This is a genomic window from Corallococcus sp. EGB (assembly GCF_019968905.1).
In the GTDB taxonomy this organism is placed as follows: domain Bacteria; phylum Myxococcota; class Myxococcia; order Myxococcales; family Myxococcaceae; genus Corallococcus.
Genome location: NZ_CP079946.1, coordinates 6,000,494 through 6,023,812 on the forward strand (window position 1 = coordinate 6,000,494; position 23,319 = coordinate 6,023,812).

The 23,319-nt window shown below is 69.5% G+C and carries 15 protein-coding genes and 1 other RNA gene; 9 read left to right on the forward strand and 7 right to left on the reverse strand.

Annotated elements, in window-relative coordinates:
* Positions 1-54 precede the first annotated feature (54 nt).
* Positions 55-966, reverse strand: a complete 912-nt coding sequence (locus KYK13_RS24645) for a serine/threonine-protein kinase (RefSeq protein ID WP_370645440.1) — start codon at positions 964-966, stop codon at positions 55-57.
* A gap of 77 nt (positions 967-1,043) precedes the next feature.
* Positions 1,044-2,060, reverse strand: a complete 1,017-nt coding sequence (locus KYK13_RS24650; protein WP_223634071.1) for a hypothetical protein — start codon at positions 2,058-2,060, stop codon at positions 1,044-1,046.
* 158 nt (positions 2,061-2,218) lie between these two features.
* On the opposite strand from KYK13_RS24650, the gene ssrS reads away from it, so the two are divergent.
* The 3 genes from ssrS to tyrS all read left to right on the forward strand — a co-directional run bounded on the left by ssrS (position 2,219) and on the right by tyrS (position 4,419).
* Positions 2,219-2,411, forward strand: a non-coding RNA gene (ssrS, locus tag KYK13_RS24655) — 6S RNA.
* A 19-nt stretch (positions 2,412-2,430) separates the two neighbouring features.
* Positions 2,431-3,060: a 5-formyltetrahydrofolate cyclo-ligase gene (locus KYK13_RS24660; protein ID WP_223634073.1), complete on the forward strand. Its 630-nt coding sequence runs from the start codon at positions 2,431-2,433 to the stop codon at positions 3,058-3,060.
* A 96-nt stretch (positions 3,061-3,156) separates the two neighbouring features.
* Positions 3,157-4,419: a tyrosine--tRNA ligase gene (gene tyrS / locus KYK13_RS24665; RefSeq protein ID WP_223634075.1), complete on the forward strand. Its 1,263-nt coding sequence runs from the start codon at positions 3,157-3,159 to the stop codon at positions 4,417-4,419.
* 32 nt (positions 4,420-4,451) lie between these two features.
* Here the strand turns inward: tyrS and KYK13_RS24670 are convergent, their stop codons facing one another.
* On the reverse strand, positions 4,452-5,267 hold the full coding sequence (locus tag KYK13_RS24670) for an SDR family oxidoreductase (protein ID WP_223634077.1): 816 nt from the start codon (positions 5,265-5,267) through the stop codon (positions 4,452-4,454).
* A 95-nt stretch (positions 5,268-5,362) separates the two neighbouring features.
* Between KYK13_RS24670 and KYK13_RS24675 the strand changes: the two genes are divergently transcribed.
* Positions 5,363-6,460, forward strand: coding sequence for an EndoU domain-containing protein (locus KYK13_RS24675; RefSeq protein WP_223634078.1), 1,098 nt, complete (start codon positions 5,363-5,365; stop codon positions 6,458-6,460).
* A 44-nt stretch (positions 6,461-6,504) separates the two neighbouring features.
* On the opposite strand, the gene KYK13_RS24680 is transcribed toward KYK13_RS24675, so the two are convergent.
* On the reverse strand, positions 6,505-12,576 hold the full coding sequence (locus KYK13_RS24680; RefSeq protein WP_223634080.1) for an alpha-2-macroglobulin: 6,072 nt from the start codon (positions 12,574-12,576) through the stop codon (positions 6,505-6,507).
* Positions 12,577-12,635: 59 nt separating this feature from the next.
* Positions 12,636-13,268: an RlmE family RNA methyltransferase gene (locus KYK13_RS24685; protein WP_223634082.1), complete on the reverse strand. Its 633-nt coding sequence runs from the start codon at positions 13,266-13,268 to the stop codon at positions 12,636-12,638.
* An 80-nt stretch (positions 13,269-13,348) separates the two neighbouring features.
* Here KYK13_RS24685 and KYK13_RS24690 point away from each other — a divergent pair, with 80 nt between their 5' ends.
* Positions 13,349-13,756, forward strand: coding sequence for a hypothetical protein (locus KYK13_RS24690; RefSeq protein WP_223634084.1), 408 nt, complete (start codon positions 13,349-13,351; stop codon positions 13,754-13,756).
* 51 nt (positions 13,757-13,807) lie between these two features.
* On the forward strand, positions 13,808-14,095 hold the full coding sequence (locus tag KYK13_RS24695) for a hypothetical protein (protein ID WP_223634086.1): 288 nt from the start codon (positions 13,808-13,810) through the stop codon (positions 14,093-14,095).
* Here KYK13_RS24695 and KYK13_RS24700 read toward each other — a convergent pair whose 3' ends face one another.
* Positions 14,096-15,235, reverse strand: a complete 1,140-nt coding sequence (locus KYK13_RS24700; RefSeq protein WP_223634089.1) for an acyl-CoA dehydrogenase family protein — start codon at positions 15,233-15,235, stop codon at positions 14,096-14,098.
* A gap of 333 nt (positions 15,236-15,568) precedes the next feature.
* On the opposite strand from KYK13_RS24700, the gene KYK13_RS24705 reads away from it, so the two are divergent.
* The 3 genes from KYK13_RS24705 to KYK13_RS24715 are packed head-to-tail and all read left to right on the forward strand — an operon-like array spanning position 15,569 to position 20,426.
* Positions 15,569-16,669, forward strand: coding sequence for an efflux RND transporter periplasmic adaptor subunit (locus KYK13_RS24705; RefSeq protein WP_223634092.1), 1,101 nt, complete (start codon positions 15,569-15,571; stop codon positions 16,667-16,669).
* A gap of 35 nt (positions 16,670-16,704) precedes the next feature.
* Positions 16,705-19,863 (forward strand): efflux RND transporter permease subunit, encoded by a 3,159-nt coding sequence (locus tag KYK13_RS24710; protein ID WP_223634094.1) that lies wholly within the window; start codon positions 16,705-16,707, stop codon positions 19,861-19,863.
* Positions 19,863-20,426: a MarR family winged helix-turn-helix transcriptional regulator gene (locus tag KYK13_RS24715; protein ID WP_223634097.1), complete on the forward strand. Its 564-nt coding sequence runs from the start codon at positions 19,863-19,865 to the stop codon at positions 20,424-20,426. Before KYK13_RS24710 ends, KYK13_RS24715 begins: the two co-directional genes overlap by 1 nt.
* On the opposite strand, the gene KYK13_RS24720 is transcribed toward KYK13_RS24715, so the two are convergent.
* Positions 20,377-23,307, reverse strand: coding sequence for an AMP-binding protein (locus tag KYK13_RS24720; protein WP_223634100.1), 2,931 nt, complete (start codon positions 23,305-23,307; stop codon positions 20,377-20,379). The genes KYK13_RS24715 and KYK13_RS24720 overlap by 50 nt on opposite strands.
* Positions 23,308-23,319: the final 12 nt, after the last annotated feature.

Sequence of the window (23,319 nt, forward strand, 5' to 3'; positions counted from 1 at the left end):
CCGCAGCGGGCTCCACCGTCCGGCAAGCCGCACGCCAGGGCCCTGCCCGCCCGGCTACCCGTTGTCTTCCGAGGAGCTGCTGGACGGCGAGCTCCGGTACACGGGCATCTCATCCGTGGTGCCGAACAGGCCACGCACCACCGCCGCGATGGCCAGCGGTGTCCCCACGCGCTCGTCGAAGTGCGGCGCCAGGGCCTTCGCGTACTCCTCCGCGGACGGGAAGCGGTCCTCGGGGTTCTCCGCGAACGCGCGCGCCAGCACATCATCCAGGGCGTGGGGGACGTCAGGACGCACGGCGCGCAGGGGCCGGTACTTGCGCGACAGGATGCCGGCGAAGACCTCCTCCGGCGTCGTGCCCACGAAGGGCCGGCCCAGCGTGAGCAGCTCGTAGAGCACCACGCTCGCGGCCCACAGGTCCGCCTCCGGCGTGACGGCGCCCTGCAGCGACTCCGGGGACAGGTAGTACGGCTTGCCCAGCACCTCGCCGCCCTGGAGCTTGCCGTCCACCAGCACGCGAGACACGCCGAAGTCGCCCAGCTTGATCTCTCCTACGCGGGAGATGAACAGGTTGGACGGGGACACGTCGCAGTGGACGATGCCCAGCGGCTTGCCTTCAGGCCCGGTGGCCGTGTGCGCGTACGCGAGCGCCTCCAGCAACACCTTCGCCAGGTACACCGCGAAGTCGACGGGGAGCGGGATCCCGCGCGCCTTGCACCGGCGCAGGATGTGGCCCAGGTCACGCCCGTCCACCAGGTCCATCACCAGGAAGGACACGTCGTCCAGCATCCCGGCGTCCAACACCTTCACGATGTTCGGGTGGTCCAGCTGGCGCGACAGCTGCGCCTCGCGGCGGAAGAGGTCCACTGACGCCGGATCGCGGGTGAGCGCGGGCAACAGCCGCTTGAGCGCCACCGTCCAGCCCTCGTACGGACCGGAGCGCACGCGGGCACGGTACACCTCGGCCATGCCGCCCTTGCCCAGCAGCGATTGGATTTCGTAGTTGCCGAAGACCCGGACGGGCTTCGAGGCGGAGTTCGGCGCGTTCACGGGCTGGCGCTTCCAGCTCCTTGCGACTCACGGCCCTGGACCCGCTTGCGACTGCGGGCCTGCTTCACCAGCGCCTCGTACCCCGCTCCTTCATTGGAGAACTGCTGGAGCTCGCGCTCCACCAGCAAGTTGCCTTCCGGCGCGGTCCACCCATCCGACAGCGCGCGGCGCAACGCGTCCTGCGCGAGGCGCGTCTCCTGGGCCGCCCGCTTCACGCACGCCGTCCAGAAGTTGACCTCCCCCCGGGCCAGCCCCGCCCCGCTGCTCGCGAGGCGCGCCTGCTCCAGGTACTTGAGCGCCTCCGGCTGCTGCTTGCGCAGGTAGTGGGACACGCCCATGCCGGTCAGCGCGGAGACGTTGTTCTTCTCCTTCTCCTGGGCCAGCACCAGCTGGAACTGCTGCGACGCGGCGAAGGGGTTCGTCGCCAGGAGCGCCTGTCCCTGCTTCAACGTGGCCGCCACATCCACCGGCTCCAGCCGGCGCTGCGCCGCCACCTGCGCGGCCCCACCCGACGGCGGGGGCGGCACTGGGGCCTGGGCCTGACGCTGCTCCGACGCCTGGCGCGCTTCAGCGGCTGGCGCCGGCGCGGGCGTCAGGGATGCGCCCTGCTCCGTCGCCCGGAGCACCAGCATCCGGCTCTTGGGCAGCGCGGGAGAGTCGCACTCCGGCTCCAGCCTCACCACGCCGCCCAGCGCCCGCTCCTCCTCGTTGTAGACGAGCATCACAGGGAAGGACACGGACGGCGTGCAGGTATCCCCCGTCTGACAGAGCGTGAGCTCGCCCAGGAAGACGTTGCCTTGGAAGGCGCCCTTCAGGATCTGCTCGGCGGCCGGGCGCTGGCAGGGCCCGCCGGCCGGCGCGGTGCCGACCAGGTGCACCCCGTCCGAGCGCAAATCGATGGGACCAAAGGCATCCGCCTGGTAGGTACTGTTCAGCTGCGGACCCGCCCAGGCGGATCCGGAGGTGAGGCAGGCTACCGCCGCGAGAGCCAATGTTGGGGTCGGACGCAACATGTCAGGGACTCGGGCATCATAGAAGTCCCCGGGGCGGCTTGTAAACGCGCGAGGACGGCTTGACCGCACGCTTCTCCGTCCTTATCATTTTCCCAGAACGACCTGGGAATTTCCCAGTGATTCTAAGGACTTGTAGCGAGATTTGAGCAGTAAAGGTCTGTTCCCTGCGGGGTGCGTGATGCCCAGCAGAAATTCGAACCGATACGTCCATTCCGGGGTCCGTTTCGGTCGCCATGTGCAAGCCCTCCCCCTTCACCGGGGATGAGGGAAGCCTGCGGTGACATGATTTCGGTCCCCACCTGGCTTCTAAGGGTTCAATGGACGCTGGGCACACGGCTCGGCGGGGGACTCTTTCTTTGGAGCGGCGGCGGTGAGCGAGACGGCGGTGGATACGGCGGCGGCGGCGGAGAAGAAGGTAACGCTTCGTGAGGAACTGACGGCGCGCCGCAAGGCGATGACCAACGACCTCATTGATGAGCGGGGCCTGAAGGTCCAGTCTCGATTCCTGGCGTCGCCCTACTATCAGAACGCGCGCACGGTGGCCCTCTACGCCCCCATCCGGGGCGAGGTGCCCACCCGGGACATCCTCATCGCGGCGCTGCAGGACGAAAAGATCGTCTGCTACCCGCTGTCCCACGTGCACGGGCGCATCCTGGCCTTCCGGGCCATCAAGTCGGAGAGCGAGTTGGAGCCGGGGCGCCTGGGCGTCCGCGAGCCCACGAACTCCTCGGACCTGATTCCGGTGGACCAGATCGACCTCTTCGTCGTCCCCGGGCTGGGCTTCAGCCCGGACGGCAAGCGGCTGGGGCGCGGCGGCGGCTACTACGACGCCACCCTCAAGGCGGCCAGCCCGCGCAGCCGCCGGGTGGGGCTCGCCTTCGACGATCAGATCGTCCAGGCGCTGCCCACCACGAGCGACGACGTGGACATGGACCAGGTCGTCACCCAGAGCCAGACGCTGCGCGGTCTCTGCCGCAGCTGGGATTTCCTGGACACCTGAGCGGCTCCCGAGCATCGGGGCGGACAACCACGGGCGGGGCGGACACGGAAGTCCCGCCCTGCCCGTCGTCTTTTTTGGGCTAGTGTCCGCGGCGCCATGAACCCGGACGCACTGCGCAAGGCGACCCCCGAAGAACAGTTCGAAGAAGTCACCCGAGGCACCGTGGACCTGCACGTGCCGGAGGACCTCAAGAAGAAGCTCCAGCGCTCGTATGACCAGGGCAAGCCGCTGGTCATCAAGGCGGGCTTCGACCCCAGCCGTCCCGACCTGCACCTGGGCCACACGCTGCTGCTCACGCGCATGCGGCGCTTCCAGGAGTTCGGCCACACGGTGGTGTTCCTCATCGGTGACTTCACCGCGCTCATCGGGGACCCGTCCGGGAAGAACGCGGCCCGTCCTCCGCTCACCCGCGAGCAGGTGAAGGTCAACTCGGAGACCTACAAGCAGCAGGTCTTCAAGGTCCTGGACCCGGACAAGACGGTGGTGAAGTTCAACTCGGAGTGGCTCGACGCGCTGGGCACCGAGGGGATGATCCGCCTGGCGGCGCGCTACTCCGTGCAGCGCATGCTGGAGCGCGACGACTTCAAGAAGCGCTACCGGGACAACCTCTCCATCGCCATCCACGAGTTCCTCTACCCGCTCTTGCAGGGCTACGACTCCGTGGCGCTGAAGGCGGACGTGGAGCTGGGCGCGACGGATCAGCTCTTCAACCTGCTGGTGGGCCGGCAGCTGATGAAGGAAGAGGGCATGGAGCCGCAGGTCATCATGACCGGCCCCATCCTGGAGGGCCTGGACGCGAAGCTGGTGGACGGCGTCATCAGCGGCGCGAAGATGTCCAAGAGCCTGGACAACTACGTGGGCATCGACGAGCCGGCGGACACCATCTTCGGCAAGTTGATGAGCATCACGGACGACCTGATGTGGCGGTACTACAAGCTCTTGTCGTCCATGCCGCTCAAGCAGGTGCTGGAGCTGGAGGAGAAGACGAAGTCCGGCCAGGCCCACCCCAAGGCCGCGAAGGTCGCCTTCGCGCGGGAGATGGCCGCGCGCTTCCAGGGTGAGGAGGCCGGCCGCAAGGCGGCGGAGGACTTCGAGAAGCGCTTCGCCAAGAAGGAGCTGTCCGCGGAGGACCTGCCGCTCGTGGAGGTGTCGCTCGCGGGGGCGGAGAAGCTCTTCGTCACGAAGCTGCTGCCGGAGACGAAGCTCGTCGCGTCCGCCACGGAGGCGCGCAAGCTGATGACCCAGGGCGGCGTCCGGGTGAACGGCGAGAAGGTCACCGACCCCAAGGCGGAGCTGGGGGCCGGCGAGTACACCGTGCAGGTGGGCAAGCTGAAGGCGGCGCGGGTGAAGCTGGCCTGAGCGCCGCGGTCAGGTGCCGCCCGGGCCTGGGTTCAGGTCGCGGGCGGCTCCTTCGGGAGCCCGCCTTCGTACATGGCGGCGGAGCGCCCCACGAGGAAGCCCTGGGGCAGCACCTTGAACATCGTGGCAAGGAAGCGGTTGAGGATGCCGGGGATGGCCAGCTCGCGGCGGCGGACGAAGGCGTCCACGGCGATGCGGGCGCAGGCCTCCGCGGACATGATGCCCAGGTCCCCCGCCTTGAACTTCCGGTCCAGGCCGGACAGCGACAGCATCTCCGTGGCGATGCCGCCCGGTGCGAAGACGGTGATGGACACGCCGGCCTTGCGCAGCTCGTAGGCCAGGCTGCGCCCGTAGCTGATGACGAATGACTTCGTCGCCGCGTAGGCCGCCTGGTACGGCAGCGGCGAGAAGCCCGCCATGCTCGCCACGAGCATCAGCGCCCCGCCCCCCTCCCGCTTCGCGAAGTGCGCGCCGAAGAGCTGCGACATGCGCACCACGCTCGTGATGTTGGTGGCCAGCATCGCGTCAAAGGACTCGGGCGGCTGATCCAGCGCGTGGCCGAAGTAGGTGATGCCAGCGTTGAGGATGACGCCGTCGACGCTGCGGCCCGAGGTGGCGGTCTCGAAGACGCGCGCGGCGTCACCGGGCTTCGTGAGGTCCGCGGACAGGGGCAGCACCTGCACACCGTGCGCGGACTCGAGCTCCGTCTTGAGCGCGGTGAGCCGGTCCTCGCGGCGGGCGACGGCGATGATGTGGGCGCCGTGCTCCTTCGCGAGCAGGCGGGCCATCTCCAGCCCCAGGCCGGACGACGCGCCGGTAATGAGCACCCAGCGGCCTCGGAAATTCATCGGTTTCATAGCGGGCGCGTTTATTTCGCGGCGCGGCGCCGGGCGCAACCGGGGAACAGCGGGCTTCGGGCGCGCCTGTTAGAGTCGGGCGCATCATGCGCCTTTCCGGGTCGCTCGCCTGCTTCTTCCTGGCCCTCTCCGTGTCTCCCATGGCGCTCGCGGGCAGCGGCGTCTTCACCACCGACGAGGCCGTGGACGCGGTGGAGCAGCCCGAGTCCTCCAGGGTCGTCTTCTCCGTGCAGCCGGGTGTGTCCTATCCGCTCGTGAAGAAGGGAGGCCCCAACCGCGCGTGGTGCAAGCTCCAGGGGCCAAAGGCGGAGGGCTGGGTGCTCTGCGATGGCACGCCCACGGACGCCGTGCGCAAGGCGCCGGGCACGGACGCGCTCGTGCGCGCGGACCACGAGAACACGCGCCAGCAGCAGGCGGCCCGGGGCGTCGACGCGGCGGAAGAAGAAACCGTGGCGGTCCGGGCCCCCGCGGGCCGTGCCGCGGCTCCGGGCGTAGGCGCGGCCTGCGCGAGCACGTGTGATCAACCGCCCCTCTTCGCCAAGGTTCCGGCGCTGACCGCGCTGGACCGCGAGGTGCTGGACCTGTGCCCCGCGCGCCCCGACGCGAGCGTGAGCGCCGGGGACGTGCAGCGCTTCTTCGCGAAGCACTACGACGACGCGCGGGTGCAGCGCGCGCTGTCCGCGGCAGGCCGTCCGGGCTCACGGCAGGCGAACATCGAATGGCTCACGAGCCTGTGGGTGAGCACCGGCCCGCGCAACGCGTTCACGCATGTCTTCTGCGGGGACGACTGGCAGCGCGGCCCGATTGGCGGCCTCCATTTCCTGCCCCGCTACGCGCAGCTCGAGGCGGAAGGGAAGGTCTGCTACCAGGGCCCCGCGAAGGGCGAGGACGCGGTGCAGGGCGACCAGTACCTCATCCGCTTCAAGGGCCTTTCGCCGTGGTCCTGCGGCGTGAAGCGGACGGGTGGCTTCTCGACGTCGCAGGACGCGGTCTCCATCGCCGCCATCGGAATCCGTGCTTTCGCACGGTGCTGTGCGCGCGGCGGGGCGAAGAAGGAAGGCGGCGTCTACGCGGCGCCGGACATCGGCGGTGGTAACTGGCGCATCTGGTGCGGCACGCGCAACGGCACCTATGGCATCGCCACGCTGCACCCCACCGACGAAGCCGCCACCTGCGCGGAGTAACGGACCGGCGCCACACGGGGCGCCGGCCCCCTCCCCACCGAGGCCTACGGCGCCTTGTCCACGGTGAGCACCGCGCCGGTGGAGTACGCGGTGAACTCCGGCGCGTACATGGACTGCACCGTCGCCGGGCCCACGCGGAAGGTGCCCGCGAGGTTCGCGCGCAGCCGGTACTTGAACGTGTACTCACCGGCCGGCAGCGACTCGAAGAAGAAGTTCGTCCCCGAGTCGCGCGTCTCCTCGTACCAGACGATGCCCAGGTCCCACCTGTGGCGCGACTGAGCGTTCTCCGGCTCCAGGCCCGCGGCGCGCGGGTCCCTCAGGTGCACGTACTCCGCCGCGTGCTTCGTGCGCAGCGACAGCTGCACCTCCACCTCGTCACCGGGCCGCAGGGTCGCGCCGTCGGACAGCGGGCGCAGGAGCGTCTGGTTGCCCTCGCGGATCCGCACGAAGTAGCGGCGTGACACCTGGAAGAAGTCCCCGCGCTCCTCCTTCGGCAGCTCCTCCGTGGAGAAGTGCCACGTCGCGGAGGCGATGGCGAAGCCCGGGGTCGTCTTCTCCACCACCGTGCTCGCGGTGCTCGCGTTGACCTCCGGCCCGGAGAGGACCACCTGGTTCTTCTTCCCCGTGTACACGTCCGGTGAGAAGGCCATGGAGACCACCTTCGGGCCCACCGTCACCTTCAGCTCCTCGCGCACGGCCAGCGAGCCCTCCGCCTCCATGTAGTTCACCAGCGCGTAGAGGGCCTCCGCCGTGGCGCGCGTGGACTTCCAGTGGCCCAGCTTCTTGTCCAGGAGCAGCCACTGCACCAGGCCCGCGCGGCGAGGATCCTTCGGGCGCAGCTCCGACAGCGTGCGCAGCGCGAAGGCGTGCGTCTCCGTGGAGTCGTTGTACCAGAGCCACCCCCGGTCCTCCGGCGCCCAGTACGTGCCCAGGTCCTGCGACGTCTTCGCGGAGTCCATCACGCTGTCCCAGACCTTCTGCGCGTCCTTCGTGCGTTTCGCGCGGTTCAGCGTCAGCGCCAGGTACCCCTTGAGGTACGGCGAATGCTGCTTCCAGTGCTTGAAGGAGAAGTCGAGCATGCCCTGCCGCTCGGCGGCGCTGAGCGCCTCGCCCGTGTAGCGCGCATCCGGGTACGCCGACGCCACGAAGTTGAGGAACGTGAGGAACTCCCAGCCCTGGTCCTTCTTCATCAGCTGGTTCGCGTAGTCGTTCCGGAAGTGCATGGTGAGGTATTCCCACGCCTGCGCGGTCATCGAGGGCGGCACCTCCACGCCGTGCTCCATCGCGCGCGACAAGCCGTGCAGCAGGTAGAGCGTCATGTACGGAGACGACGGGCCGCCGGGCCACCAGGGGAAGCCGCCGTCCGCGTTCTGCGATTTGCGCAGCTTCGCCATCGCGGACACGCGCTGGGCCTGGGCCACCTTCGGATCCAACACGCGCAGGAGCGCGTCGTCGGAGCCCGTCCCGCCCTTCGCCTCGTTGAGCCAGGGCGTCTCCTCCAGCGCCATCTTCCGGTTCGGGTCGACGTCGTCCCAGGTCTCGAAGCGCGTGCTGCGCTGGCTCAGGTCCTTGGCTACCTTCGCCACCGCGGGATACTTGCCGAAGAGGCTGGAGACGATGCCGGTGGACACGAAGCGGTTGAGCGTCTGCTCCGTGCACTCGTAGGGGTAGTCCACCAGGTACGGCAGCGCCTGGAGCACGGAGTAGAAGAGCTGCGCGTCCACCGTCACCACGAGCTGCTCGTTCACGCGCGTGGGGTCGTCCGACTTCTTCAGGTCGTCGAACGTCAGCGCGCGGCGGTCCTGGTTGTTCAACATCGCGAAGCGCGACTGGGACAGGTGCATGCGGCCTGGCAGCACCGGCAGGGGACGCAGCTCGCCATCACTGAACGCGCCCGTCTTCGCGACGACGCGGAAGGCCACCGGTCCCACACGCGCGGGCGTGGTGATGGGGAAGCGCAGGTGCGTGCCCTTCCCTGCCGCCACCGTGAAGGCCTGCGTGGCCGTCTTCACGCCGAAGTCCGAGAGCAGGCTCTTCTGCGTGTCCGGATCCACGATGTCGAACGTGAGCTGGCCCTGCTGCGTCTGGCCCCCCGCGTTGTTCACCACGACCTCCAGGTCCGCACGGTCACCCTCGCGCAGGAAGCGCGGCAGGTACGGGCGCACCATCAGCTCCTTCACGCTGCGGGTGGTCTTCTGCGTGGAGCCCCCGCGCAGGTCGCGCGTGAGCGCGTGCACCCAGATGTCCCAGGCCGTCACCGAATCCGGCACCGTGAACTCCAGCACCGCCGCGCCATCCGGGCCGGTAATCAGCTGCGGGATCCAGAACGCCGTCTCCGCGAAGTTCGAGCGCAGCGGCTGCTCCCCCGACGCATCGGCCCCGGCCACGGGCTCGCCATTGATGCTCACGATGCGCTCGCGCCGCTTCTGCTCCTGCGCCCGCTCGCCCGACGGTTTGGGCATCGCGGCGGAGGGCGCGGGGGCCGGCGGCGGAGGAGGAGGCGCCGCGCGATCCTCTGATTCCCGCTGCACGGCCCCAGGCTTCGAGGCGGCCATGGCACGCATGGGGCGCCCCCCGAAGTAGTTTCGGTAGCCCGGCCCACCCAGGCCGTAGCCGTCCTCGAACTTCAGCGTGTCCTCGCGGGGCTCCGACACCGCGGTCCTGCCCTGGTTGAGCTCGTCGAAGAGCCAGTCCGCGCCAAAGGTTCCCCCGGACGACCGGACGTCCACGTACACCGACTGCTGCGGATACAGCTGCGCCACTTGCGGCGGCGTGTGCGGTCCGAAGACGTTCAACGACTGATCGTACATGTACGCGAGCAACTCCGCGGCGCCCGCCTCCAGCTTCGCGCCCTTCGGCCCCTTCACCGTCACGCGGAAGGTCTCCTTCGCGCCGGGCCGCAGCGTGTCGCGGAACGTGGCGAACTCCACGCTGAGCTCCTTGTCGTCGAAGGGCACGGCCACTGTCTGCTGGAAGCTCAGTGCCTGCCAGTCGCGAACCATCGACAGCACCACCGTGAAGCCGCCGCGCAGGGCCTCCGTCACCGGAAGCTCCACCACCGCCCGCCCCTGCCCCGCCTTCAACTGACGGTGCTCGATGCGCTGGCGCCCCTGGTACACGTCCATCACCAGCAGCTGGCCCTCGAAGCCGGAGGTCACCAGCAGCCGCGCCACCTCACCCACGCGCACGCTCGTGCGCTCGGCCGCCAACACCGCCGGCACTCCCGCCGGTGCGCGGGCCCCCGCCACCAGGAAGTCCTGCTGCGCAGTGGCCTTCTGACCGAACGCGTCCGTCGTCTCGTAACGCAGGCGGTACGCGCCCGCGCGCAGGGCCGGCAGCTTCACGGTGGCGACACCATCCGCGCCATGCGTCACCGCCGCCTGCGCCACCTCCGCGCCGTCGTCCCAGCGCCGCAGCGTCTGCTCCACGTCGAAGGTCGTATCCCAGCGGGCCTTGAGCGCATCACCCGGCGTGGGCGTCATCTCCTTGCCCGCCTGCGCCTCCGAGTCCAGGGACTGGAGCTTTTCGACCGGCACCTCCGACGGCATCAGCGGACGGGCCGGCGCCTTCAGCGCGATGAGCCGCCAGCGGCCCGGGCCAGCCTGAGGAGCGCCGTCCAGGTTGGAGCGCACGAGCCGCACCTCCGACGGGAAGTCCTCGCGCACGAAGCCCGCGTCGGACTCCACGCGGCCCTCCACCGACACGAAGCCCAGGCGGAAGGCCCGGCTCGCGGAGCGCGTCTCGCCGCCCTCGTCCGTCAGGTCCGCCTCCACGCGGTAGCGCCAGGACATGCCCTGCGCCTTCGCGAGCCGCTCGTCCGCCTCCGGCGTGAAGGCCACGGTGAAGCCGCCGTCCTCGCCCACCGTGGCGGTGCCGGAGGCCACCAGCTCCGCAGCGGTCGGGATGGGCTCCCAGAACCACCAGCGCGGGAGCACCGGCTCGCGCGACACGCGCCACTTCACCGCGCCGCGCGTCACTGGAAGGCCAAAGTAGTAGCGCGCCTCACCCTGGAAACTGGCGCGTTTGTTGATCCGCAGCGCATCCTGCGCGTCCTTCAGCGTCACCTCGAAGGTGGGCCGCTTGTACTCCTCCACGCGCACCCAGCTATAGCCGTTGGGGCTCGTGTGCACGCTCCACTGCCCCAGGGGTCGCCCGGAGGGAATGTCGAACTCGCCGGCCACGGAGCCGAACGCGTTGGTGCGCGCCTCGCGCTTCGCCACCTCCTGGCCGTTGGGGTCCATGAGCGTCACCGTCACCGGCGAATCCGGCAGGACGCGGTAGCGCTTCGATGCCTCCTCCGGCTGGTAGGCCACCACCTTCCACAAGAGCTTCTGCTGGGGCCGGTAGACGGTGCGGTCCGTGTAGATGAGCGTCTGGGCCTGCGAGGGCGCCTCATGGAAGGGCGCGAGGTACACCGCGCCCGGGAACACCATCGCGCCCTTCCCCCGGCCCACCACCAGAATCATGTCCTCGTAGCTGCCCGCATCCGTCCCTGCCAGCAGCAGGTCTCCGTTGGCGTCGGTGCGGCGGCTGGCGATGGTGAAGCGGCGCGTGCGGTAGTCCTGCTTCACCAGCCGCACCTCCACGTTCGGCGCACCCGCACCCGTGGCCCCGTCCACCACGCGCACCTCCGCCTGATGGGGATAGATTTTGCGCACCGTCACCGCCCACGGCGACACGGACATCGGCAGGGACAGGAGCCGGCTGTCCTTCTTCGCGAAGTCCTCGCGCGTGGACACGACGATGACGTAGGTACCCGGCTTGAGCGCGGGCAGCGTCACGAAGGTCTGGTGCCGCTGGAAGTCAGGCGTGGGCGGCAGCGCCGCGCTCCACGCGGCGTCCGCCTTGCGCGACGTCAACAGGCGCAACGCCTCCGTGTTGTTGGCGTATAGCGACAGGTCCGCATCCGGCTTCGCGAGCCGCGCTTCCACGTCCAGCGCGTACGCCCGGAAGTACACCGCTCCCAGGTTGCGGTGCTGCACCTGGATGGAGCGCTGCCCCGGTCCGTCCACCTGCATCACGGACGCGTACAGCTCCGGGGTCTCTTGCTCCGCCATCAGCGCCCGGCACTCCGCGCCTCCCAGCGACGTCGGCCACGCCTCCGCGCCCGCCTTCGCCAGCGCATGCGCCGTGATGGGCCGGCCCGCCTGGTCCTCCATCTCCGCGAGCTGGTGCTGGCCCATGGACCACCACGGCACGTCCCGGAAGCCCTTCAGGTGCTCGGCCAGGTGCTCACGGATGCGCCGCCGATCCGCCGCCTCGGTGAACGACGTCGACAGGACCTCATAGCGCCGCAGCCGCGCCTCCAGCGCCGCCTCGCGCCGGCCCGCCGCCAGGTGCCACGCCTCCAGGTCTCCCAGCACCGCCGCCACCTTCAGCAGCGGATGCACGGACGGAGCCTTCAGCTCCACCTTCGGCGTGCCGGAGAGCAATGCGCCCAGGTCCAGCCGGTACACGCCCTGCTCCTGCTCCGGGCGCCACAGCCCCGTGTTCGCCAGCGACTCCACCCACAGGTACGTCACCGCGTCGCGCACCGTGGAGCGGATGCCCTCCGGATACGTGTTGGGCTCGATGTACTCGGACAGCACCTTCACGGGCTCGGTGCCGAACTTCGCCCGCGTCTCCCAGACGGCGGCGTAGGTGCGCTGGATCTCCGTCACCAGCTGATCCTTCGTCCACGCCTTCAGGTCCACCGGCCCGGAGGTCACCACCTGCTCGCGCTGGCCAATCTCGTAGCCGTAGGCCTGCAGGTAGTTCGCGAGCACCGCCGCGTAGAACAGTTGCAGCGTGGCCTGCTGCCGTACCCCCTCCGGCCAGGGCTGCTCGCGCAGGAAGCGCACCGTCGTCTCGTAGCCGTGAAGCCGCGAGCGCAGTTGCACCGTGCGCACCAGCGCGCGCGTCCACTCGTCCGCGTCGCCCTGGGCCTTCGCCTCGGCCAGCCGGGCCTCGGCGCCCTGCGCGGCGGACTCCACCTTGTCATCGGCGACGAGCGCGTCGATGGCCTTCCACGTCGGGGGCGCCTTCGCTGCGGGCGCCGCCACGGATACGGAGGACACGACGAGGAACAGCAGGCACAACACGGAGGCGGATGGACGCGGGCGCGGTGGAGAAGACATAGGGGCGGCACTCTAGACGCCGCCCGCGCCGCTGGCGTTCCCTTCTCGTTTCAGGGGAGCTACGGCGCCGGGGCCTTGCGGCGCAGCCCCACCACGTAGACCTCCATGCTGGCGCCGCGCGTGGCCTCGGGGCGGACGATCTTCACCTCCTCGAAGTGCTGGCGTACCTCGTCACGGAAGGCCTCGAAGTCGCCCCCCATGAAGACCTTGGCCACGAAGGTGCCGCCTGGCCGGCCGCGCGTGGCGGCCACCTCCAGCGCCTTGCCCGCGAGCCGCAGGCTGCGCGCCTCGTCCGTGCTCTTGATGCCGGACGTCTTGGGCGCCATGTCGGAGATGACCGCGTCGTAGGGGCCGTCGTACATCGCGGCCAGCTTCGCGTCGAAGTCGTCCGCGAGCACGTCCAGCACCGCCGTCGTCACCCACTTCTGGGTGAAGGGCCGGATGGCCACGATGTCCACGCCGACGACGCGCCCGTTCATCCCCACCGCGTCCGCGAGAATCTGGAGGAACCCGCCCGGCGCCGCGCCCAGATCCAGCACCGCCGCGCCCTTCTTCACGGAGCCGGGAAAGCGCTTGAGGATCTCGTCCACCTTGAACGCGGAACGCGCGCGCAGGCCCTCTTGCTTGGCTTTCTGGAAATAGTGGTCTTTAGGACGGTAGGGCTTGCCCATGTCAGAAGCCGTCCCTAGCATCCGCTACTGTCTTCGGAAAGCCGGAGCAGTCGCGGCCTGTTATGAGGTCGCGCCAACGGAGTTTCCGGAGGGTTGGTGGCATGGGCACCCGGAGCGTGACAGCGGCCTTGTGCATCTCCCTGTTCTGCGCGGGCGGGGCTGCGTTCTGCTACGCCCGTTCCGAGGCCCTGCAGGCCGAGGGCCGCTGGCTCATGGCCCGAGGCAGCGCCCAGGCCTCCGACTTCGCCCAGAAGCTGGACGGCACCTCCGTGGACGCCCAGCTGAAGACCTTCAAGGAACGCCGCGGGGTGATGGAGCAGGCCTACCGCTGGCAGCGCGGCATGCTGCTGGGCATCATGGCCGCCGTCCTGTCCGCCCTGTCCGCCTATGTCCTCTTCCTGCTGAAGCGGCTGGACGACCAGCTCCTGGACGCCACCGGCGAGCTGCGCCGGCCCCCGGAGGCCTCCTCCCTGCCCACCCCGGCGTTCGCGCCCAGCGTCCAGCGTTAGACGGGACTCTGGCAGGATGCCCCCCGTTACCGTCTGACGGGGAGGACCGCCATGCCCGGCTGCGCGCACTGCGGACACAAGCTCGACATCATCGCCAACCAGGTGGGCCGGCGCGACACGTGTCCCGGCTGTGACGAGGACCTGCGCTCGTGCCGCAACTGCCGGCACTTCGACGAGTCCGTGGCCAAGGCCTGCAAGGAGCCCTTCGCGGAGGTCCCCCGAGACAAGGACGAGGCCAACTTCTGCGAGCTCTTCCAGTTGGGCGAAGGCGGCCTGCACCAGAAGGCCTCGCGCGACGCGATGCTCAGCGCCGCCGCGGCCCTCTTCGGCAAGAAGTAGCTAGAACCCGTACAGCTTGGAGATGATCTCCTTCATCACCTCGGAGGTGCCGCCGCCGATGGTGATGAGCCGCACGTCGCGCCACATCCGCGCGATGGGCGTCTCCTCGATGTAGCCCATGCCGCCGAAGAACTGCTGGCAGTCGTAGGCCACGCGCTGGGCCAGGTCTCCGGCGAAGAGCTTCGCCATGGAGATCTCCTTCACCGGGTTCTCCTTCCGGTCGTAGAGGTCCACCGCGTGGTAGGTGAGCCGCCGCGCCGCCTCCACCGCCGCCAGGTGCTCCACGAACTTGTGGCGCCACACCTGGAACTTGATGAGGGGCCGGCCGAACGCCTCGCGCTCGTTGCCGTACTGGATGGCGTCCTCCAGCATCCGGTCCATGCCCCCCACCGTGGTGATGGCGCCCACCAGGCGCTCGCCCTGGAAGTTGGTCATGATGTGGTAGAAGCCCGCGTTCTCCTCGCCCAGCACGTAGCGCGCGGGGATGCGGCAGTCCTCGAAGTAGAGGATGGCCGTGTCCGAGGACAGGTTGCCCACCTTGTCCAGCTTCTTGGAGACGCCAAACCCCTTCACGTCCGTGGGGAACGTCACCAGCGAGATGCCGCCGTAGCCCTGCTCACCCGTGCGCACCGCCAGCGTGATGAAGTCCGCGCGCGTGCCGTTGGTGATCCACATCTTGGAGCCGTTGATGACGTAGTCGTCCCCGTCCCGGCGCGCCGTCGTCTTGATGCTCGCCACGTCGGAGCCGCAGCCCGGCTCGCTCACGCCCAGCGCCGCGATGCGGTCGCCCTTGAGCGCGGGCTCCAGGAACTCGCGCTTCTGCTCGTCCGTGCCGATTTCATTGATGATGGGCGTGGCCATCTGGCTCTGCACCAGGAGCGCCATGTTCACGCCCGCATTGCGGCTGCGCGACAGCTCCTCCGCGAACGCCGTCACGTACCAGTAGTCCAGGCCGCTGCCGCCGAACTTCGGGTCGTGGTTGATGCCCAGAAAGCCCAGGTCGCCGCACTTCTTGAACAGCTCGCGCGGGAAGATGCCCGCCCGGTCCCACTCCAGACCGTGGGGCGCCATCTCCTTCTCCACGAAGGTGCGCACCGACCTGCGAAACGCCTCATGCTCCTCGGTGAACGGGTTGAGCATCGCGAGTCCTCGGGGGTTGTCCCGCTGTGGGTTGATTCGCGAGTCAATAGCAGGCGCCCGCCGTCAGTCACAAGCGACGCGCCGCGTCCCCTCCCCGCCCGGTGCCCCTCCCTGCTGGTGACGCGGCGCACCGGCAACGGTGTTGTGAAGAAGTCTGAAGCCCCGCGCAGCAAGCGGCCAACCCCGCAGGATGACTGGAGAGTGGATAGTCCGCACTCCGGAGTATCCTCTTGACAGATAATCGAGTGTCGGTAATTTCTAGCCCACAAAGAATTAGCCGGAGCAGGTGCCAGGGCGGGTGTCCCGCCGGCGAACCGGCAGGAGTTCGGACGCGTGAATCAGCGAATCTTGGCTGCCGTGGTGGCCGTGGCGGTGTCGACGGCGGGGTGCTCGAAGGCGGGCGCGGAGAAGGCGCAGCTTCCGGCGCAGGCGGAGGGTTCCAACGCGCTGGGCGTCAAGGCCATCACCCCGGCCACGGAGCTGGAGCAGGACGTGACGCGGGTGACCGGACAGGTCCGGTCCAAGCAGGAGGCCGTGCTGGGTCCCCAGGCGACCGGCACCCTGGCGAAGGTGAACGTCCGGGTGGGTGACAAGGTGAAGAAGGGCGACGTGCTGGCGCAGCTGGACACGTCCAACGTGGCCATCGCGGTGGACCAGGCGAAGGCGGCCAAGGACATGGCGGACGCCGCGCTGCAGCTGGCCACCAGCACCCTGGAGCGCACCCGCAAGGTGGCCGAGTCCGGCGGCGTGGCGGCCAACGCGCTGGAGCAGGCGGAGATCGGCCAGAAGCAGGCGGCGGCCCAGGCGGCGCAGGCCGGCGCGGCCTACCGGATGGCGCTGGAGAACCTGCGGGACCACAACATCGTGGCGCCCTTCAACGGCATCATCACCGCGCGCAACAAGAACGTGGGTGACTCGGTGGCGATGACGCCCTCCACCCCGGTGTTCAGCATCGTGGACACGGACGGGCTGGAGGTCCGGATGATGGTGCCGGAGTCCGTCATCGACAACGTGACGCCGGGCTACGTGACGCCGGGCACCGTGAACCCCAGCGGCATGCGCTTCGAGGCGAAGGTGGCCAACGTGGGCGCCGTCATCGACGGGCAGAGCCGCACCGTGGAGGTGCTGGCGGACGTGGTGGGCCAGACGGAGCACCCGCTGCGCCCCGGCGCGCTGGTGGAGATGGACTTCTCCAAGGCCGCGGCCAACGCGGGCAACGGGCTGTTCCTGCCGGCGCAGGCGGTCAGCGCCAAGGGCCAGACGGGCTTCGTGTGGGTGGTGCAGGACGGCACCGTGCGCAAGCGCGACGTGCGCGTGCAGCGTGTGCTGCCGGGCTACGTGAAGGTGCTGCAGGGCCTGACGGCGGAGGAGCGCGTGCTCGCCGACGCCTCGCTGGACGTCAAGGAGGGGACCGCCGTGCGCGTGGCGCAGTAGCGGTCCCTTCCCTCCTCTTTCCTTCTGGATCCTGAATGAGTCCGCTCAAGACCTTCATTTCACGGCCCATCTTCACCGCCATGCTGATGCTGGCGGTGGTGGTGTTCGGCCTCTTCGCCTATCCGAAAATCGGCGTGGACCAGTTCCCCGACGTGGACTTCCCCGTCGTCACGGTGACGACGGTGCTCGCGGGCGCCGACCCGGAGACCATCGAGAAGAACGTCTCCGACCCGCTGGAGGAGGCGCTCAACACGCTCAACGGCGTGGAAGTGCTCAAGTCCATCAACGTCGAAAGCGTTTCGCAGATCGTCGTGCAGTTCAAGCTGTCCACCAAGGTGGACATCGCGGCGCAGGACGTGCGCGACCGCGTGCAGGCCACGCTGAGCAAGCTGCCGGACGAGGTGGAGACGCCCGTCGTGGAGAAGTTCGACATCGGCGCGGCGCCCATCATCACGCTGGCGCTCGCGGGCGCCCTCCCCGTGCAGGAGCTGACGCGCGTCGCGGATGACATCGTGAAGCCCGCCCTCCAGCGTCAGCCGGGCGTGGGCAGCATCGACATCGTCGGTGGCCGCGAGCGTGAGATCCAGCTCGTGGTGGACCCGAACCGCCTGCGCGGCTACGGCCTGGCCATCAGCGACGTCAGCCAGGCGCTCAAGGCCCAGAGCCTGGACGTCCCGGGCGGCCGCAGCATGGACGCCGGCCGTGAGCGCATCGTGCGCCTGACCTCCGAAGCGAAGAGCGTGGAGGAGATCCGCAACATCATCATCACCAGCTCGGGCGGCGCCCCGGTCCGCGTGCGCGACATCGCGGAGGTGGTGGACGGCCCCGCGGAGCAGCGCTCCGGCGCGAAGAGCGGCGAGCGCAGCGCGGTGGCGCTGGTGGTGCGCAAGCAGTCCGGCTCCAACACGGTGCAGGTGGCGGACCTGGTGAAGGAGTCGCTGGATGAGATCAACAAGTCCCTGCCTGGCGGCGTCCAGGTGGAGACGGTGACGGACAACTCGCGCTTCATCCGTTCGTCCATCCACGCGGTGCAGGAGGACCTCATCCTGGGCGGCGTGCTCGCGGTCCTCATCGTGCTCGTGTTCCTGCGGAACCTGCGCTCCACCATCGTGGCGGCCATCGCGCTGCCGGTGTCCGTGGTGGGTACGTTCGCGGTGATGGCGGCCCTGGGCTTCACCTTCAACATGATCACGATGCTGGCGCTGACCCTCTCCATCGGTCTGCTCATCGACGACGCCATCGTGGTCATCGAGAACATCGTCCGTCACATGGAGGAGGGCGCGTCCCCCATGCAGGCCGCGCTCGAGGGCGCGGGACAGATTGCCCTCGCGGTGCTCGCGGTGACGCTGGCCATCGTGGCGGTGTTCATCCCGGTGGCCTTCATGGACGGCATGATCGGCAAGTTCTTCTACCAGTTCGGCGTCACGGTGGCGGTGGCCACGCTCATCTCCTACTTCGTGTCCATGACGCTCACGCCGATGCTGTCCTCGCGCCTGTTGCGTGAGCACGGCCACCCGACGGGCATCTCCGCCGCGGTGGAGAAGGTGCTGGTGGGCATGGAGAACGGCTACCGGAAGATCCTGGGTGGCATCCTCCGTCACCGCCTCATCACGATGGTGGTCGCGGTGGCGGTGCTCTTCGCGACCTTCGGCCTGATGCGGTTCCTGAAGTTCACGTTCATCCCCGAGCAGGACAACGGCAACATCAAGCTCACGGTGGAGCTGCCCATCGGCTCCACCATCCAGGACACGCAGGCGCAGCTGGACACCTTCGCCGCGCAGGTCCAGGCGCTGCCGGGCATCGCCTCCACGTTCACCACGGCGGGCGGCGGCGTGCAGGAGGAGGTCCACAAGGGCGAGGTGCTCATCAACCTGAAGTCGGTGAACGAGCGCGCCTTCAAGCAGAGCGAGCTGAAGGCCTACCTGCGCCAGGTCATCAAGCCGCCCCCGGGCGTCGTGGTGGCGGTGCAGGACGTGGCCGCCGTGTCAGGCGCGGGTTCGCGGTCGCAGCAGGTGCAGTTCAACCTGCGCGGCGACAACTGGAAGGAGCTGACGGAGTCCGCGGAGAAGATGCGCAAGGCGATGCTCCAGAACCCGGGCCTCACCGACGTGGACATGACCTACCGCTCAGGCAAGCCGCAGTACGACGTGCAGGTGGACCGCGACCGCGCGGCCACGCTGGGCGTGCCGGCCGCGTCCCTGGGCGCCACGCTGCGCGCATACCTGGGCCGCGACAAGGTGCTGGACTACCGCGAGGGCGGTGACACCTACGACGTGAAGCTGCGCCTGCCGCCGGAGACGCTGGCCTCCGCGGACGCGCTCGGGCAGCTGGCCGTGCGTGCCCCGAGCGGGCAGCTGGTGGAGCTGCGCAACCTGGCGCGCATCGTCCCCGCGGAAGGGCCGGTGCAGATCGACCGCCAGTCCCAGAAGCGGCAGATCACCATGCTGGCGAACCTGAAGGAGGGCTACGCGCTGTCGGACGCCATCTCCTACATGCAGCACTACGCCTCCACGGAGCTGCCCAAGAGCGTCATCGGCGAGCTGGAAGGCAACGCGAAGGAGCTGGGCAAGTCGGTGGCCGCGTTCGGCACCGCGCTGCTGCTGGGTATCATCCTCATCTACATGATCCTCGCGGCGCAGTTCGAAAGCCTCATCCACCCGTTCACGATCATGCTGTCCCTGCCCTTCGCCTTCATCGGGGCCATTGGCGGCCTGCTCGTCACCGGCCAGTACATGTCCATGTTCGCGCTCATCGGCGTCATCATGCTCATGGGTCTGGTGGTGAAGAACGGCATCCTCCTGGTGGACTTCACGCTGCAGGTCCGAGAGAAGGGACGCACGGCGCACGAGGCGCTCCTGGAGGCCGCCCCGGTCCGTCTGCGCCCGATCCTCATGACGACCATCGCGATGATCGCCGGCATGATCCCGGTGGCGCTGGCGAAGGGCGACGGCGCGGAGACGCGCGCGCCCATGGCCATCACCATCATCGGCGGCCTCATCACCTCCACGTTCCTCACGCTGGGCGTGGTGCCGGTGGTGTACTCACTGCTGGATCAGCTGGCCGCGCGCTTCAAGCGCAGCAAGGGCAACGACGCGGGCTTCGCGGGTGGCCCGGGCACGGCGCACGGTCCGTCCAACCAGGACCGTGAGCGGGAGGCCGCTGCCGCCGCCGCGGCTCGGGTGGAGACGGCCTGATGCGCCGCCCCACCTCCATCACGTCCCCCTCGGAGCTCGAAGGACGCTCCGAGGGGAAGGACGAGGCCTCCGACGCGAAGGCCGCGATGGATCGCCTGCTCCAGGAAGGGGACCAGTCCACGCCGGACTCGCGCCGCTTCATCGGACTCATCCGGGAGCTGGCCCACTTCCGCTCCCTGAGGGATCCACTGGCCAGTCTCTGCGACGACATGCGGCTCACCCCGACGCAGGTGCACGCGTTGGGGTGGCTGGGTATGGACGGTCCCATCCAGGTCGGGGTGCTGGCCCAGCGCATCGGCATCACCAAGAAGACCATCACCGGGGTGGTGGACCGCCTGGAGGACATGGGCATGGTGGAGCGCGGCCGGGACACCGAGGACCGCCGCGCCGTCACCGCCCGGCTCACCGAGCGGGGCTGTGAGGTCTACCGCCTCATCCAGCTGATGACGGACGCAGGCATCCGCCGCCTGATGGGCCTGCTCTCCGAGGATGACCGCGAGGCGCTGTTCGGCATCATCGAGCGGATGCTCGCCCGCATGAAGGCGAGCGCCCCGCCGCGCTGACGAGGCACGGCAGGTGCGTGGAGGGGCGCGGGCTGCGACACTGCCTGCGCCCATGCTCCCCTCCTTCGTGGCCCTGCTCGGGCTTGGCCTGAGCGCCGCCCCCCCGCCCTCCCCCGCTGTCCCTTCCGCGACTGCGCTGCTCCACGCGCAGTGCCGCACGCACGGGGCGGATCCCTCCCATCCCTGGGCGCTCGCGCACGGCATGGATCTGGACGGGAAGTCCTTCCGCGCGCGGGATGGCCGCCCGGCCTCGGACGCCATCGTCGCGGGGTTCCTGCGCCGCGAGTCCCCCGACGCGGGAGGCGCGGCCCGCTACTTCTTCGAAGCCTTCACGCAGGACGGCACGCCCGTGGAGCCCCACCCGGCGCTCCAGGTGAAGACCTTCGTGCTCGCGGGCTACCCGCGCTCGCACGCGTTCCCCGCGGCGTGGGGCAAGGTGACGCTGCGGGAGCTGGTGGCATCGCTCCAGAGTGACTTCCGGCCCGAGCTCGCCACATCGCCGGATGGCGCGTGGGCGCTGGACGCGTTGTCGCACGTGCTGGAGCCCGGGGGCTCGTTCGTCAACGGCGCCGGGGAGACGGTGCGCATCGACGCGGTGATGGACACGGCGCTCGCCACGCTGGAGTCCGCGAACGCGGAGCTGATGCAGGGCATGAAGGCGGGCCTGCCGCAGGTGCCCAAGAACAAGCAGGGCATCTACGCGCACCCGTGTGGCGGGCTCCACTTCTTCCAGGCCGTCGCGGGCTGGGCGCGCTTCCCGTCCGTGCGCAAGGCATGGGGCGCGCGGCTGGACGCGCAGGTGGACGTGCTGGTGTACCGGCTGGGTTCGGAGTCGCGCCAGTACGAGGCCGCCCTCGCCGCCGCGCCCGCGTACCGCGTCCCGGTGCTGGTGCAGATGGTGAAGTTCTACGGCCACCTCCTGGAGGCGCTGGGTCGCTACCGGGATGAGACAGGCTGGAGGCCCACGCCCGCGCAGGCCCGCGCGGTGGCGGAGGCGAAGGCCGCGCTGGAGCACGCCACGCTCCGGCTGGAGGCCACGGGCGCGTTCCGAGACACGGAGGCGCTGTCCCGGACGCAGCCCCAGCTCGCCCTGGACCTGGTGGGTGATGCGTGCCACGCGGCGCGCGGCTGGGATTCGTGGGCCTCCGCGCAGGGACGTTAGCGGCGGGCTCTCAGCCGCTGGAGCACCGCGCGCCCGGACGCCATCCATCTGCGCCCCCCGCTGCCGCGCGACCATCACCGAGCCCAGGAGCAGCCGCTGCGCGCGCAGCTGGAGCAGATCCGCGCGCAGCTCCATTGGCGTCACGGTGCGGATGCGGCCCTGTTCGTAGGACTCGGTGATGGCGCGGCGCTGGAGCTTGCCGCTGCTCGTCTTCTGGAGCTGGCCGTAGCGGATGAAGTGGACGTCCTGGGACGCGAGCTTCACGCCCACCCGCTCCAGCACCGACTGGCAGACCTGGCCGCGGCTTTCCTCCAGGCGCTCCAGCGCGGACGGGGCGTTCACCTCCGCCAGCACCACGAGGCGGCCCTTCACCTGGATGACGGCGGTGCGGCCCGGGCGGATGAAGGGCAGCCGCTCGACGGCCTGTTCGAAGTCCGCGGAGAAGAAGCTCTGACCGTTCAGCTTGATGCGGTCGTTGATCCGCCCGGTGATGAAGAGCTCGCCCTCCTGCTGAAAGCCCAGGTCCCCCGTGGCGTAGAAGCCGTCAGCGTCACGCAGGGGCCGGTCGTCCAGGAAGTACGACGGCGCAAGGCTGCCGCCGCGCAGCTCAATCTCGCCCAGCGCGCCCTCACCGCACACCCGCCCGTCCTCCGCGCGCAGCCGCACCTCGAACTCCGTGAGCGGCCGGCCCACGGAGATGGCGGGCTGGCCATTGGGCGCGGTGACGACGCGCACGGTCTTGTACGGCGGCGCGCTCGCGACGAGCAGCACCGTCTCCGCCATGCCGTAGCAGGGCATGAACACGTCGCGCCGCAGCCCGCACGGGGCCAGCAGGTCCAGGAACTGTTCCAGGTTGGGGATGTTGATGGGCTCGCTGCCCAGATAGATGCTTCGCACGCGCGACAGGTCGAGCCGCTTCAGGTCCTCCGCGCCCGCGGCCTTCAGCGACTTCAGCGCGTAGTCGATGGCGAAGTTGGGGATGACGGAGCCCATCACCCGCTCTTGGGAGATGAGCTCCAGCCAGCCCAGCGGATCCATCAGGAACGCGGCGGGCTGGGACAGGATCAGATCATTGCCCACCATGAGGCAGGTGAGCAGCCCGCCGATGAGCCCCATGTCATGGTACAGCGGCAGCCAGCTCGTCACCCGGTCCTCGGAGGTGCGCCCGTCGTGCCGGGTGATCATCCGCAGGTTCGCGGCCAGGTTCTCGTGCGTGATGGGCACGCCCTTGGGGAACGACGTGGACCCCGACGAGAACTGCACGAAGGCCAGCGCTCCGGGCGCCACCTCGCGCAGCTTCACGCCCGGACCCCTGGCACCATCCGGCGGCAGCGGCAACCGCTCCAGGGGCAGGTCCAGCCCGGCCAGGCTCGGTCCATCCAGCACGACCGTGGCGCCGTAGCGCTCGCGGATCCGCGCGAGGAAGTCCCGGTAGGGCCCCTTCGGAGTGCTCAGGATGTACGGCTTCACGGACAGGGGCAAAGCACCCAATTCCATCAGCCCCAGGAAGGCGAAGATGACGGACGCGGAGGTCTCGAAGGGCAGCACCACGCGCGTGCCCGGCGCCACGCCGCGCGCGCGGAAGTGCTCCGCCGCGCCAGCGACTCGGGCGGAGAACTCACGGTAGGGCACGAACTCCGGCGGCCCGATGAAGTCCTCGTAGAGGAACAGGCCGCGCCGAGGATCCGCCGCCTCCAGCCGCTGGATGACATCGAGCATGAGGAAGGGCTC

Excerpts from the sequence above, each read along its gene's own strand:
- KYK13_RS24645 (WP_370645440.1), bottom strand. The coding sequence starts at position 966 with ATGGCCGAGGTGTACCGTGCCCGCGTGCGCTCCGGTCCGTACGAGGGC.
- KYK13_RS24650 (WP_223634071.1), bottom strand. The coding sequence starts at position 2,060 with ATGTTGCGTCCGACCCCAACATTGGCTCTCGCGGCGGTAGCCTGCCTC.
- tyrS (WP_223634075.1), top strand. The coding sequence starts at position 3,157 with ATGAACCCGGACGCACTGCGCAAGGCGACCCCCGAAGAACAGTTCGAA.
- KYK13_RS24670 (WP_223634077.1), bottom strand. The coding sequence starts at position 5,267 with ATGAATTTCCGAGGCCGCTGGGTGCTCATTACCGGCGCGTCGTCCGGC.
- KYK13_RS24675 (WP_223634078.1), top strand. The coding sequence starts at position 5,363 with ATGCGCCTTTCCGGGTCGCTCGCCTGCTTCTTCCTGGCCCTCTCCGTG.
- KYK13_RS24680 (WP_223634080.1), bottom strand. The coding sequence starts at position 12,576 with ATGTCTTCTCCACCGCGCCCGCGTCCATCCGCCTCCGTGTTGTGCCTG.
- KYK13_RS24685 (WP_223634082.1), bottom strand. The coding sequence starts at position 13,268 with ATGCTAGGGACGGCTTCTGACATGGGCAAGCCCTACCGTCCTAAAGAC.
- KYK13_RS24690 (WP_223634084.1), top strand. The coding sequence starts at position 13,349 with ATGGGCACCCGGAGCGTGACAGCGGCCTTGTGCATCTCCCTGTTCTGC.
- KYK13_RS24695 (WP_223634086.1), top strand. The coding sequence starts at position 13,808 with ATGCCCGGCTGCGCGCACTGCGGACACAAGCTCGACATCATCGCCAAC.
- KYK13_RS24700 (WP_223634089.1), bottom strand. The coding sequence starts at position 15,235 with ATGCTCAACCCGTTCACCGAGGAGCATGAGGCGTTTCGCAGGTCGGTG.
- KYK13_RS24710 (WP_223634094.1), top strand. The coding sequence starts at position 16,705 with ATGAGTCCGCTCAAGACCTTCATTTCACGGCCCATCTTCACCGCCATG.
- KYK13_RS24715 (WP_223634097.1), top strand. The coding sequence starts at position 19,863 with ATGCGCCGCCCCACCTCCATCACGTCCCCCTCGGAGCTCGAAGGACGC.
- KYK13_RS24720 (WP_223634100.1), bottom strand. The coding sequence starts at position 23,307 with ATGCTCGATGTCATCCAGCGGCTGGAGGCGGCGGATCCTCGGCGCGGC.